Genomic DNA, 11,846 nt, shown 5'->3' with positions numbered 1-11,846 from the left:
CTGTCGACCGCGCACAAAGGCCGGACACATGACCGCTTTCAACCCAAACAAAATCTTACGCCAACACCTTGTTTCGGCGGGGCCGTCCACACATGCTATTAGCATCTTCTAGTCCAGTCTACGCTTCCCGCATGACACACAGCTTCCACTTTGTTGCCAGCCGGGTCGATCAGGAACGCGCCGTAATACTGATCGTGATAATGAGAGCGCAGGCCGGGGTCACCGTCTGAACGCCCTCCAGCCGCCATACCTAGCTTATGAAAGTCATCAACCTGCTCGCGCGTGGCTGCCTTGAAGCACCAATGACGCCGGCTTGCCGTGATCGGGGCTGGATCCAGATAGATGGCCAGGCAACTAGAGCGAAGATCGTCGGCTGAACAGCGCTCGCCATAACCAATGGCGTCGGGACGATCGTAGACCTTGCGCGCCCCAAGCGTGTTCATGATTGCATCGTAAAACGGCCGAGCCGCGGCAAGGTCAGGCACACCGATGGAAACATGATCGAGAAGGAGCATGGGACCTCCAGAGCAGCTTTGTCGAAATGATTAAATTATGCGACTGGCGCAAACGCCTCGGCACGAAGGCTGTCTGCCTGCCGCGCCACCTTGGCGACGTCGAGGCTGAGCGCCAGCCCGGCCTCGTCGAGTTCGTCGAGGTGAAACCATCGCGCTTCAAGGGCATCGTCTCCGGCCATCGGTTCGCCGGATGTCCATTTGCAGAGCACGGCGATCAACACGAAATGCTGGCGAAGCTGCCCCTGTTCGTCATGATCGAAGGCATCGACCGCCGTGAACGCGCGGAGCGGTGCGGCGCGAACCCCCGTCTCCTCCAGAAGCTCGCGGACCGCCGCGTTTTCGATGGTCTCCCCCGCTTCGATCTTGCCCCCGGGAAAGCCCCAGAAACCAGCATCCGGCGGGTTGGCGCGCCGCACCAGAAGGATCCGGCCCTCGTGAGATACGACCGCGATCACTGCCGCAATCGGACGAGGCGCGGAGGCGGCAGGAAGGGGGCCGGAGGTTTCAGTGGGCATGGCGGGCTCTCCCATTCCGGTTCTATGGCTCGCCCTTGGCAACGCCCGCCAGCCAGCGCTTGACCACTGCCTCCTCCACTTCGGAAAGCGACTGCGACACCTCGCGCTCCAGCGCCTGTACGCGCTCCCGGCATCGTCGCAGCAACGACAGTCCACTCGGCGTCAGTTCGATTTGCAGGATACGCCCATGGACACCATGGGGCAGCCGCCGGATCGTCGCGGCGCGCTCCAGGTTGGCGACGATGACGCTCACCGTTTGCGGCGTCAGCATCGCGAGCCGGGCGAGATCGGCGTTCGAGATTGGCCGGCCCGCTTCCCGCCAAGCAGCGAGCAGGCGCGCCACCACGGTCTCGGCCTCGGGATTATTGCGGGGACCGTGAACTGCCCAAGGATGGTCGTCGATGGCCTTCTGCAGGTCGATGATCAGCAGAGCGGCGTTGCTTGGCAGCACGCGGCAGATCCCCCTTCGTTCGTGCATCATCCTATAGCTCTGTCGAGGAGGACGCTAAGCGTAAAGCACGACTGTCGCCGACATCAGGCACGCTGATGGTCTATCTGCTCGCGCAGGATGATGGACAGTGCCTGTGTCACTTGGTTGATCGCATTCGTCATTATACATAGGATGTTTGGATGACTGGATGTATAATCTCCAAACTCGAAACCGAGAAGCACGCCGTGAACACGACGATCCCTCTCACGATCCACGATCTGACCGATTTCCCCCTCGTGCGGCTACGGCCGGCCGCCGCCGTTCCGGGCTATGCGGCCGCCTGGTGCGGGGAGATGCATGGGCTACTCGCAACGGAGAAGCAGTTCGTCCTGATTTATCCTCCAGCAGCGCAGCAGGAGGATCATGAGGATCGCAAGTTGAGAGGGCTGTGGCTTAAGCAGAACAAGGAGGCCCTTGCGGCCCTTTGCCTGGGTCTAATCATCGTCGAGCCCGATTCCAACAGGCGCATCGCGCTCGAAGCTCAGATGGCCGGCACGGCGCGGGCGTTTGGAACGCCACAGGCGACCGTGGAATCCGTTGCCGAAGCGGAAGCCCTGGCGCGGCGGTTGCTCGCGGGCGAAACGCTGCCTGCCGTCGGTTGAAGCGAATTGGCCCGACTGACCTGCGTCAGCCGCCCAAAAGCTCGGTGAGCTTGGTAATGACCGGCGCCATAACGGCGCGGGCGGCTTTGGCTGCCCGCTCCGAGTCCTGGCGCTCGATAGCGTCGACGATTCTGGCGTGCGCGGCGAGGCCTGGCTCCGGCAGCTCTTGCTCCACCAGAACCGCCTGCGTGTTTTGGCGGACGGCCACCGAGAAGTAGCGATAGAGTTCCGTCAGAGCCGTATTGTGCGCCGCCGTCGCGACCGCCGCATGAAAGGCGAAATCACGATCGACGAACCCGGCGAGATCGCCTTCGACGGGTGCGTCACCGCGTGCATGCAAAAGCTGACCCAACCGTTCGAGGTCCTCATCCGTCCGGCGTGTCGCGGCGAGACGGGCGGCTTCGGTCTCCAGGATGGCCCGCAGCTCGAAATGATCCCGCAGGCTGGAATGACTCACCCGGCGCATGACTTCCGCCGGATCGACGCTGGAGCGGACATAGGTGCCGTCCCCCTGTCGGACTTCCAGCACTTGCGCGTGGGAGAGGACCCGGATCGCTTCGCGGACAGTATTGCGGCCGACCTGCAGCATGTCGGCAAGATCAGGCTCTCTCGGAATGCGTCCGCCGACTTTCCAGGCGCCACTTTCGATCTGGGTTCGAATGAGGCCAATCGTCGATTCGACCAGCGAGGTGCGAGGCGCTTGCGGAAGAGGTGTTGCCGTAGACATGGATTTCAACCTCGTTGGATGACCCGCATCATTAATAGCTGGCCATTTTCATAGATCGTATGATCCTATCTTTCACTTCGGTCGGCAGCAAGCGCGCCGGCCATGTCGGAGGCGGAAGGCGGGCCAATCGCCGCCCCTCGCCTGCCACCCGCGTCGACCGCCTCGATCGGGAAGTCGGACTGCCACCCTCCCCCGAGCGCCTTGTAAAGGCTCGCCAGCGCGATATCCGTATCCGTATCGGCCTGAACGAGAGCGCGCTCCACGCTTAAAAGCTGATTTTGGATGGTTAGCACGTTGAGGAAATCGATAGCGCCCTGCGCATATTGCGATTGGGCCGTCGCCAGCGCGATCCGGTTTTGGCGCACGGCATCCAGCCACTGGCTGCGCTGATTTTGTGCGGCGTTGTAGGCGGTGAGCGCATCATCGACCTCGTGCCAGGCTTGCAGCACGGTGCGCTGATAGATAATGGCGGCCTGTTTCTGCTGCGCTTTCCGCAGCTCCAGCGCGCCATGCAAACGGCCGCCTTCGAAGATCGGCAGGCTGATCGAGGGGCCGAGGCCATATTGCTGAGACTCCCAGGAACCGAGACCGGAGAACTGTAGCGCCTGGATGTCGAAGCTCCCACCGAGCGTGATACGCGGGTAGAAGTCGGCGACCGCCACCCCGATATCGGCCGTCGCCTCGTGGAGACGCGCTTCAGCGGAGCGGATGTCCGGCCGCTGCCGCGCCAGTTCGGACGGCAGGCCGACCGGAATGCGGGGTGGGACAGGCGGGATGGGTTTCGGTGTCGCCAGTTCTGCGGCCAGGGTGCGAGGGGGTGCCCCCAGGAGGAAGCTCAGGGCATTGACGAGCTGCGCTTCCTGCTTCTGGAGCGCTGGCAATCCCGCCTGGACCGCCGATACCTGCGCGGCAGCGTTGGCAACGTCCAGATTGGTCGTGGCGCCGTTGGCGAGACGCAGTTGCGTCATCGACAGGCTATGTGTCGCGATATCCAGATTCTGCCGGGTAATCGCGATCTGCGCCTGCACACCGCGAAGCTGGAGATAATCGCGCGCAGTTTCCGCGAGCGCGCTGACGAGAACACCCCGACGTAAGTCCGCCGTGGCGTCGACCGCAGCACCCGCCGCCTCCACGGCGCGTCGCACCCGTCCCCAAAGGTCGAGTTCCCAAGAGGCGTCGAAGCCATATTGCCAGAGATCGAACGGAGCCGCGCCGCTGCTACCCGGCAAGGACGTTGGTCCGAACCCAGGACTGCCATTCGCGATTGTGGCCGTGCTTTGCTGTTGCGTCGTTCCAAGCAGACTCAGCACGCCGTTCGGGCTCGCCCGCTCACGAGCGTAGGACGCGTTCGCATTGGTAGAGGGATATTGATCTGCGCCAACCATTCGCCGTTCAGCCCGGCTCTCCGCCAGGCGGGCCGTCGCTTCCGCCACGTCGAGGTTCGTTGACGCGACCCTGCGTTCGAGGGACGACAATTCGGCATCGTCGAAAATCGTCCACCATGCGGGGTCGATGTCGGCGCCGTCCACCTGGCTGGCGGCGGACTCGCCCACTGGCGGCGAAAAGATGGCCGGAAGCACGGGCGTGGGTTCGTGCCAGTCCGGCCCGACGGTGCAGGCGCCGAGGAACAGAAGCGCTCCAGCCATCGCACAGCGGCTTGCGCCAGACATGAGGGTTCGGACCATCGTCATCGGCCGGCCTCGTGATTGAAGCTCTGGGGAGCGTTTCGGTCGTCATGACCCGAACGCGCCATATCCAGACTGACCTCGACCGACATACCGACACGCAGACGCTGCGCCAGCGCCTGTCCGGGATCGAGCCCGATCTTCAGCGGAATTCGCTGCACTACCTTGGTGAAGTTTCCGGTGGCATTGTCGGGAGGAATGGGTGAAAAGGCGATGCCGCTCGCGGGCGCCAGGCTATCGACGGTGCCATTGAGCGTCTGGCCTTGGAAGCTATCGACGATAATGCGCGCCTTTTGGCCCGGCATCAAATGCGTGAGCTGGGTTTCCTGGAAGTTGGCCAGCACATAGGCCGATTGCAACGGCACCACAGCCAGTAACGCCGTGCCGGGACTGACAAAGTTGCCGACCCGCAGGCTGCGCTGGCCAACGACGCCATCGATCGGTGCAAGGATGTGTGTGTACGACAAATTGAGGCGTGCTTGCTCCAACGCGGCTTGCGCGCGTTTTACCTCCGCCCCGGCCTCGTCACGCTGGGCCGCCAAGACGGCAAGTTCTTGCTGGGCGGCCGCAGCGGCGGCAACATCACGATCCTTCGCAGCCACCGCTTGCTGGAGCTGCGAAGCGGACTGTTGTTGCTGTTCCACAGTGCCAGCGCCGCCGCGCGAGAGGTTGTGATAACGTGTGGCATTGGCTTGGGCGAAGCCCAATGCCGCATCGTCCGAGCGTATGGTCGCTTCAGCTTGTGCGATGATCGGCCTCTGCCGGGCCAGCCTTGCCGTAAGGCCCTCAACCTTGGCCTGTGCGGAGGCCAGCGCAGCCTCGGCCGCGGCGACGGCAGAACGATAATCACGATCGTCGATATGGGCGAGTTCCTGGCCCGCACGGACCTGCTGATTGTCCTCGACGCTCACCGTGTCGATCAACCCGCCCACCTTGGGCGCGACGATCGAGAAATCGGCCGTGACATAGGCGTCATCGGTCACCTCCGTTCTCCCATCCCCCAGGAGAAGCCGATCGGCGAACAGAGCGATGATGGCGCAGGCCGCCACGCCGCCGCCGAGAAGCAGTTTCTTTATTCGTGTCATGGAGACTCCGGGCATCAGCGTGCCGCAGGCGTCGGGATGCTCGCAGAAGCGGGCGGGTAGACGCGTGTCGGCAGAACGGGGATGAGAAGGAAGAGAGCGGCGGCAATGCCGATCATCACGAGGTCGATATCGGCCGTCGTCAGGACCAGGGCTTGGGCGCGCACCGATTGCGCGAAGGTGGCAAGATCGCTCGGACCAGCGTTCAAGCCGGAGAGCATGAAGCGCGACGCGCCATAATGATCGAGCAGGACGTTGGAATGGGTGTGCTCCCGCCAGGTTTCGAGGAAGCTGATGAGGCCTGCCGCGATCGCATTGGCGAAGCCCTTGACCATGTTGAACATGCCCGAGACGAACGGCCCATCGGTCGGCGCCAGCTTCATCGTCGCCAGCATGAGGATCGGAATGATCGCCATCGGCTGCCCGAAGACCTGGAAGGCTTGCAATAGATAGAAATTGCCCCGGAACCAGTCCGATGTGACGAGGCTCCCGCCATAGGCCGAAGCGCCCATGAGCAGCAGGCCGCCTGCGAGCACCCACCGGCAATCGACTCGCCGGATATTGCAGAGCGTCGAAACGAGCGGCAATGCAAGCAACTGCGGCATGGCGACGACGAGCGCCATCGGCGCCACCTGTAGCGGCCGATAGCCTCGCACTTCCGCCAGATAGGTGGATGGAACATCGACATTCGCGACGGCCAGGACCAGCACGGTCGCCACGGCGATGAGCGAAAAGGACAGGTCGCGCGAACGCAGCATCTGAATGCGGAAGAATGGAAGTGGCTGAAACCACTCGTTCAGCAGGAACATCGTGAACAGAAAGATGCCGGCGACGATCAAATGGCAGATCAGGGGCGAGCGGAACCAATCCAGCCGATCACCCTGCATCAGCCCGATGACGAGCATGCAAATGGCAGGGAAGCCCAAAAGCAGGCCGCGCCAGTCGAACTGCCGAAATCGCTCCAGCCTCAGCGGATCCTGGGGAAGGCCATAGAAGACCAGCAGCATGCTGACGATGCTGAGCGGGATGGCTTCCCAGAAGACCGCCCGCCAACCGAAATACTCGAAGCAAAGTGCCGCGAGCGGCGTCGCGAGATTGGGGCCGCAGGTCGCCGTCAAGGCATAGGCGCCCAGACCATATATCTTCCCCTTGGGCGGCAGGTAGCGCAACGCCACGGTCATGAGCATCGGCGGAAGGGCGCCGCCGGCAAATCCCTGGATCGCCCGGAGGATGTAAAGGCTGGGCAGGTCGGGCATGACCGGTGCGGCCGCCGCCAGCAGGGCGAACAAGCCGACCATCGCGATAGTAAATCGGCGAAGCGAGAACGTGACGGCGCACCAAGGCGCAAAGGCCATCGCCGACACCTGAAACGCCTCGTAGAGCGCGGTCAGCCACGTTCCTTCGTCATGGCCAATCCCCAGGGCGCCCCGGATATCGGTCATGTCGATATCCGTGACGTGCTCGTTGAAGCCCGAGACCAGCACGGCGATCAGCACGCCCGCGAGGCCGGCGGCAATGCGCGGCGAGAAGGGTGCGGGACCACCCCGAGGCGAAGCCGGGGCAGCAGCCGCAGACGCCTGTGCGACTGATCCGGTCATGCCAGGGCCTCCAGGCCAAGCTGCGCCTGGCGCCTTTGGGCGGCGTTGGCTTCGCCATGTGAGGGCAATTTTAGTCGGCACCGTTCGGAGGAGTGATATGGCTGGACTTGTGACATAGGATCGTCCTAACATAGGATGTTTAATGATTACAAGAGCCATGCCGCACCAAGGGAGTCAACGAATGTTTCATGCGATCTTGGTCGGGATCGATGGGTCTGACCGAACGGAAGGCGTCATCACCGTCGCCACCGATCTGGCGAGAGCGTTCGGCGCCTCACTGCATGTCCTTTGCGTGGTCGACCCCGCTTATTTCCTCACGGAGCCGGATGGTGTCCGGCCCAATGCGACCGATGAGATCGACTATCCAGCCGCTGCGATGGAACGCGAAGGGGCGGACGACCTCGTTGCCCGTGTCGTTCTGCGGCTCAGCGAGCAGAAATTGTGTGCGGAAGGCTCAGTCGTTCAGGGAGAACCGGCGGAGCAGATTCTGGAAATAGCTGCCGTTCTCGGATGCGATGCGGTCGTGCTTGGGCATCGGCACCTGTCTTGGCTCGGCCGGATGACGGAGCGCTCCGTCTGTCATGAGGTTTTGGGAAAAGTGTCCGTCCCGGTACTGGTCGTTCCGTCGCCCGATGGGAAGCATTCCGCTCCGGCAATCCGACAAGGATGAAATACCAACGACGGCACGCTGAGCATGATGAGTCCCTCCGCCTCAAAAATTGTCCTGCAATATCTCCGCTACGTTCTGGCTGCCGCGGAAAAGCGAAGCTTCCGCCAAGCGGCTATCGAGCTTGGCGTTTGGGAATCGACGATCAGTCGAGGTGTCAGAGATCTGGAAGATCAGATCGGTGTTGCGCTGTTCATCCGCAATCACGGTGGTGTAACGCTCACCAATGCGGGCAGCAAATTCTTGACCCACGCCCGCTGGGCTGTGGGTCGCATAGAATACGCTTTGAAGGATGCCGGTGCAGCAGGACGAGGCGAAGTCGGCATCGTGCGGATCGGTATCTTCTCTTCGTTGGCTTCCGGCTTCCTCGCCGACTTGCTGCAAGCCTATCAGTTCGAAAATCCCCTCGTTCATATCGACGTCACCGAAGGCAGTCCCATGGAGCACGTCGCCGCCGTACAACATCACCGGATAGATGTCGCCTTCCTCAAAGGCGAACCCATCGCTTACGGCTGCGACGCCGCCCATTTTTGGGAGGAACGAGTCTTCGTTGTCCTCCCTCACAATCATCGCTTGGCCGAGCGTGAAGATATTGTTTGGGACGGTCTTCGTGACGAACATTTCATCGTCAGCGAGACTAATCCTGGTCCGGGAGATCCACGACTATCTCATGAAGAATTTGGCTGAGTTGAACCATCATCCAACCGTGGAGCGGTGCGACGTCGCACGCGACAACCTCATGAAGCTTGTCACGCTCGGTAGGGGGGTGACGCTCACCAGCGAGGCGACAACCGGAGTGGCTTTTCCTGGCATCGTCTATCGACCGATTGCAGATGAGACTTTACCCTTCAGCGCGGTGTGGTCGCCACGCAATGACAATCCCGCCTTCCGGCGTCTTCTAAGTATGGCGCGGACTTTCTCAAAGCAAGCCACGACCATGGCATCCAGAAATATGGATGATGGATCCGAGCTTTTATATCAGGCGACTTAATCGCCATCGCATCAATTCATCCGCACCGCAGCCCGGGCGCACCTTGATGTGCTCCACCGGAATAGATGCGCCGGTTTCCACATCAACAGCCGCTAGCTTCACTGCATGTCCTGATTGCCCATCCACGAAACAGAGCGGAGGTCCTTTCGGGTCTGCGCGATTCCATTTGTCGCCAACCTGCACCATCGCCTGCATCAGCAGACCAATGTCCCGGCCTTTTTCGGTCGGGATATATTCATAGCGATCAGGTCGGACCTGATATTGCCGCCGCTCGACCAGCCCGTTCTGTTCGAGGGCCTTGAGGCGATCCGACAAGGTGGCGTTGGTGACGCCGGTCGATCGCTGCAAATCATCATAGCGCGTCAGACCAAGGATCAGGTCGCGCATGATGAGCATGGCCCAGCGGTCGCCAACCGCGCCCATCACGGTCGCGACCGAGCACCTCATGCCCGCAAACCCCTTCGAGCGCATCGTTCCCCGCTTCGTAAAATTCACGCCTGCATCATGGATACGACGCGATATTTTGTCACTCTGATAATTGGAGCTTCATCACTCTCATAATAAGAGCTACTGTCTGACGCATCAGCGAGGCGCGGAGTCGAGCATGACAAAATCCCCTTCGATAGCCCTCGTCACCGGGGCGTCATCCGGTATCGGTGCCGTCTATGCGGATCGCGTCGCCGGGCGTGGCCATGATCCTGTGTTGGTCGCGCGCCGTCGCGACCGCCTTGAAAGCCTTGCGAGCGAGATTCGCGGCCGTCACGGTCGCAAGGTCGAGGTTTTTACCGCCGACCTGACCAACGAAACCGATCTCGGCCGGATCGAGGCGCTGGTGCGCGACACACCCGATCTTGCCATCCTCGCCAATATCACCGGCCTTGGCGCGCTCGGCCCGCCGGCGATGATCGACCCGGTGACGGCGGACGGCATGCTGAAGGTCAACGTCCTTGCCCTGACGCGCCTGTCGCTGGCTGCCGTGCGCCGCTTCGCAGCCATCAAACGAGGCACGATCATCAATATGGGTTCGGTCATCGCCATGATGCCGGTGCCGGGAGCCAGCGGGTACAGCGGCTCGAAATCCTATGTCCTTAATTTCTCTCTCGCGCTGCAAGGCGAGTTGCCGGAAAGCGGCGTCACCGTTCAGGCGGTGATGCCTGGCCCCGTTCGTTCCGAGTTCTTCGGCGACAAACCCACGCCGTTTCCCGATGCGCTGTTCATGTCGGCCGAAATGCTGGTCGATACCGCGCTTGCGGCGCTCGATCAGGGCGAAACGATCACTTTCCCGAACCTGCCCGACGTTGCCGCGTGGGAGCAATTCGACGCCGCGCGTGGCGTACTGATCAAGGGCGTGACCCAGAGCGGTCGGCCGACTGAGCGCTACGCCAAGGCTTCGGCCTGATCCAGGATAATTTCAGAAAGGAGAACCGTCATGCCGATGTGGCAAATCTATCATCCCGAAAATGCCTTCACCGATGCGGACAAGCAGGAACTCGCACAGAAGATCACCGGCATCTATGAAAGCTTCCTGCCTCGCTTTTATGTGAACGTCTTTTTCCATACGGTACCGAAAATGAACCTCTATATCGGGGGCGAACCAGCCGGCGATTTCGTGCGGGTCGTCATCGAGCACATCGCGCGCTCGATCACCGATCCAGAACAACAGCGACAGTTCCTGAAAGGATGCGCCCGCGTTCTCGAACCCTATGTCAGCGGTCGCGGCTACCGCTGGGAACTGCACGTCGACGACACGCCGTTTGAGTTGTGGACCATCAACGGGTTCAAGCCGCCTCTGCCGAATACACCGGCTGAAATTCAGTGGAGAACCGAGAACAAGCCTTCGGCTTACGAGCAGGCTTAAGGTATTTGCAGTCTCGCCCGCTTCCACCGGACGGGCGGGGCTGCAATCGGATCTAACAGCAACAAAGCTATTGAAGCGACCTAACCAGCGGCCTGCCGCTCATGATTCACTGACATCAGATGATCAGCCAACGCGCGTGCTGCGGGAGCGATGTTCTCCTGAGCCAGAGTGCAGACCGAAAACTGGCGTGTGGCCCAATCATCAGCCAGGCGAACCAGCGCAATCTTCATGAAACGGCGGCAGTTGCGTGCGGTCGTTGCCGGGACAACGCCAAGACCAACGCCGTCGGCTGTCATGCGACAGATACCTTCGAAGGTCCGTGTTCGTATGCGGGTCTTGAGGCGACCACCGGCGATGAGAGCTCGCCCATCGAGATTTTCCTGCAAGGCGCCTTCTGACAGACCGATAAAGTTCTCATGCACGATGTCGGCAAAAAGAACTTCCTTCCGACCTGCTAGCGGATGGTCGGAAGGTGCCACGACGACCAGTTGGTCAACCGCGAAGGGGCGTAGCCGCAGGCCATCGGTGCTGACCGTATCGGAGATGATGCCGATCTCCGCCAATCCGGTTGAGAGTGCCCTCACTATCTCCGAACTCTGCCGCTCCTTCAGATCAACGTCGGTATGAGGGTTCGCCGCCATCCAGGGCGCAAGCCGTGCGGGTAAGAACTCGGTGATCGCGGCGGTGGGCGCCATGAGCCGAATGATGGTCCTCAGTCCTTTGGCATGCTCATCGAGTTCGCCTTGCATCTGCATCATTTGACGCTGAACCAGCGCAGCGTGATGCGCCAGTGCCTCGCCAGCATTGGTGGGGGATACGCCGCGCCGGCCTCGCTCCAGAAGTTTGACCCCGCTCGTGGTCTCCATGGCACGCAGGCGTTCACTGGCAGCCGGCAGGGAAAGGCCAACTGCTACTGCGCCATGGGTGATGCTGCCGGCATCCACCACGGCCAAAAACAGGCGAAGATCGACGAAATCAAAACGCATGTTGTGATTCATACCAAATGCCCAGACTTCGGGCCAGCCGAAGTCTGCATGCGGAACTTCCGCATTGTGGCGATCAGGCGGAGCGATAATCGTGGCCCGAAGACACAACGTCCCGGCCACTGAAGATCCA

15 protein-coding genes are annotated in these 11,846 nt (G+C 61.5%); 6 read left to right on the top strand and 9 right to left on the bottom strand.

Translation table 11 applies throughout. From position 1 onward, the window contains the following. Nucleotides 1-98: 98 nt before the first annotated feature. Genes FBZ89_RS29045 through FBZ89_RS31280 form a run of 3 tightly spaced genes read right to left on the bottom strand, consistent with a single transcriptional unit; the run spans nt 99 to nt 1,511 of the window. Entirely contained in the window at nt 99-515 is a 417-nt protein-coding gene (locus FBZ89_RS29045) for a VOC family protein (RefSeq protein WP_145754428.1), read from the bottom strand. A 35-nt stretch (nt 516-550) separates the two neighbouring features. Next, nucleotides 551-1,030, bottom strand: coding sequence for an NUDIX hydrolase (locus FBZ89_RS29040; RefSeq protein WP_211115404.1), 480 nt, complete (start codon nt 1,028-1,030; stop codon nt 551-553). 22 nt (nt 1,031-1,052) lie between these two features. Further along, entirely contained in the window at nt 1,053-1,511 is a 459-nt protein-coding gene (locus FBZ89_RS31280; protein ID WP_211115403.1) for a hypothetical protein, read from the bottom strand. A gap of 194 nt (nt 1,512-1,705) precedes the next feature. On the opposite strand from FBZ89_RS31280, the gene FBZ89_RS29030 reads away from it, so the two are divergent. Then, on the top strand, nt 1,706-2,122 hold the full coding sequence (locus FBZ89_RS29030) for a GntR family transcriptional regulator (protein WP_246172988.1): 417 nt from the start codon (nt 1,706-1,708) through the stop codon (nt 2,120-2,122). A gap of 25 nt (nt 2,123-2,147) precedes the next feature. Here the strand turns inward: FBZ89_RS29030 and FBZ89_RS29025 are convergent, their stop codons facing one another. The 4 genes from FBZ89_RS29025 to FBZ89_RS29010 all read right to left on the bottom strand — a co-directional run bounded on the left by FBZ89_RS29025 (nt 2,148) and on the right by FBZ89_RS29010 (nt 7,214). Continuing rightward, entirely contained in the window at nt 2,148-2,849 is a 702-nt protein-coding gene (locus FBZ89_RS29025) for a FadR/GntR family transcriptional regulator (RefSeq protein ID WP_145754425.1), read from the bottom strand. A gap of 65 nt (nt 2,850-2,914) precedes the next feature. Next, entirely contained in the window at nt 2,915-4,540 is a 1,626-nt protein-coding gene (locus FBZ89_RS29020; RefSeq protein WP_425465982.1) for an efflux transporter outer membrane subunit, read from the bottom strand. Next, entirely contained in the window at nt 4,537-5,619 is a 1,083-nt protein-coding gene (locus tag FBZ89_RS29015) for an HlyD family secretion protein (RefSeq protein WP_145754424.1), read from the bottom strand. The genes FBZ89_RS29020 and FBZ89_RS29015 overlap by 4 nt, the downstream gene beginning before the upstream one ends. A 14-nt stretch (nt 5,620-5,633) precedes the next feature. After that, nucleotides 5,634-7,214 (bottom strand): MFS transporter, encoded by a 1,581-nt coding sequence (locus tag FBZ89_RS29010; protein WP_145754422.1) that lies wholly within the window; start codon nt 7,212-7,214, stop codon nt 5,634-5,636. A 181-nt stretch (nt 7,215-7,395) separates the two neighbouring features. On the opposite strand from FBZ89_RS29010, the gene FBZ89_RS29005 reads away from it, so the two are divergent. Genes FBZ89_RS29005 through FBZ89_RS31275 form a run of 3 tightly spaced genes read left to right on the top strand, consistent with a single transcriptional unit; the run spans nt 7,396 to nt 8,872 of the window. Then, nucleotides 7,396-7,884, top strand: a complete 489-nt coding sequence (locus FBZ89_RS29005; protein WP_186457644.1) for a universal stress protein — start codon at nt 7,396-7,398, stop codon at nt 7,882-7,884. Nucleotides 7,885-7,908: 24 nt separating this feature from the next. After that, the gene (locus FBZ89_RS32110) at nt 7,909-8,568 is read left to right on the top strand and encodes a LysR family transcriptional regulator (protein WP_211115402.1); all 660 of its coding nucleotides are present in this window, start codon (nt 7,909-7,911) and stop codon (nt 8,566-8,568) included. Beyond that, a complete protein-coding gene (locus FBZ89_RS31275) occupies nt 8,492-8,872 on the top strand; it encodes a type 2 periplasmic-binding domain-containing protein (protein ID WP_211115405.1) in 381 nt (126 codons plus the stop codon). Before FBZ89_RS32110 ends, FBZ89_RS31275 begins: the two co-directional genes overlap by 77 nt. Here FBZ89_RS31275 and FBZ89_RS28995 read toward each other — a convergent pair. Then, complete coding sequence (locus tag FBZ89_RS28995; RefSeq protein WP_246172977.1) at nt 8,855-9,319, bottom strand: winged helix-turn-helix transcriptional regulator; 465 nt, start codon at nt 9,317-9,319, stop codon at nt 8,855-8,857. The genes FBZ89_RS31275 and FBZ89_RS28995 overlap by 18 nt on opposite strands. Before the next feature lie 157 nt (nt 9,320-9,476). On the opposite strand from FBZ89_RS28995, the gene FBZ89_RS28990 reads away from it, so the two are divergent. Together FBZ89_RS28990 and FBZ89_RS28985 are read left to right on the top strand one after the other, a co-directional pair. Next, entirely contained in the window at nt 9,477-10,271 is a 795-nt protein-coding gene (locus FBZ89_RS28990; RefSeq protein WP_145754419.1) for an SDR family NAD(P)-dependent oxidoreductase, read from the top strand. A 30-nt stretch (nt 10,272-10,301) separates the two neighbouring features. Beyond that, complete coding sequence (locus FBZ89_RS28985; protein ID WP_145754418.1) at nt 10,302-10,730, top strand: tautomerase family protein; 429 nt, start codon at nt 10,302-10,304, stop codon at nt 10,728-10,730. An 80-nt stretch (nt 10,731-10,810) separates the two neighbouring features. Here FBZ89_RS28985 and FBZ89_RS28980 read toward each other — a convergent pair whose 3' ends face one another. Next, nucleotides 10,811-11,716: a LysR family transcriptional regulator gene (locus FBZ89_RS28980; RefSeq protein WP_145754416.1), complete on the bottom strand. Its 906-nt coding sequence runs from the start codon at nt 11,714-11,716 to the stop codon at nt 10,811-10,813. Nucleotides 11,717-11,846 lie beyond the last annotated feature (130 nt).

The sequence above is a fragment of the Nitrospirillum amazonense genome (assembly GCF_007828045.1).
Lineage (GTDB): Bacteria > Pseudomonadota > Alphaproteobacteria > Azospirillales > Azospirillaceae > Nitrospirillum > Nitrospirillum amazonense_C.
The sequence above is the reverse complement of the archived record's forward strand: the minus strand, read 5'-3'. Positions and strand labels throughout refer to the sequence as shown.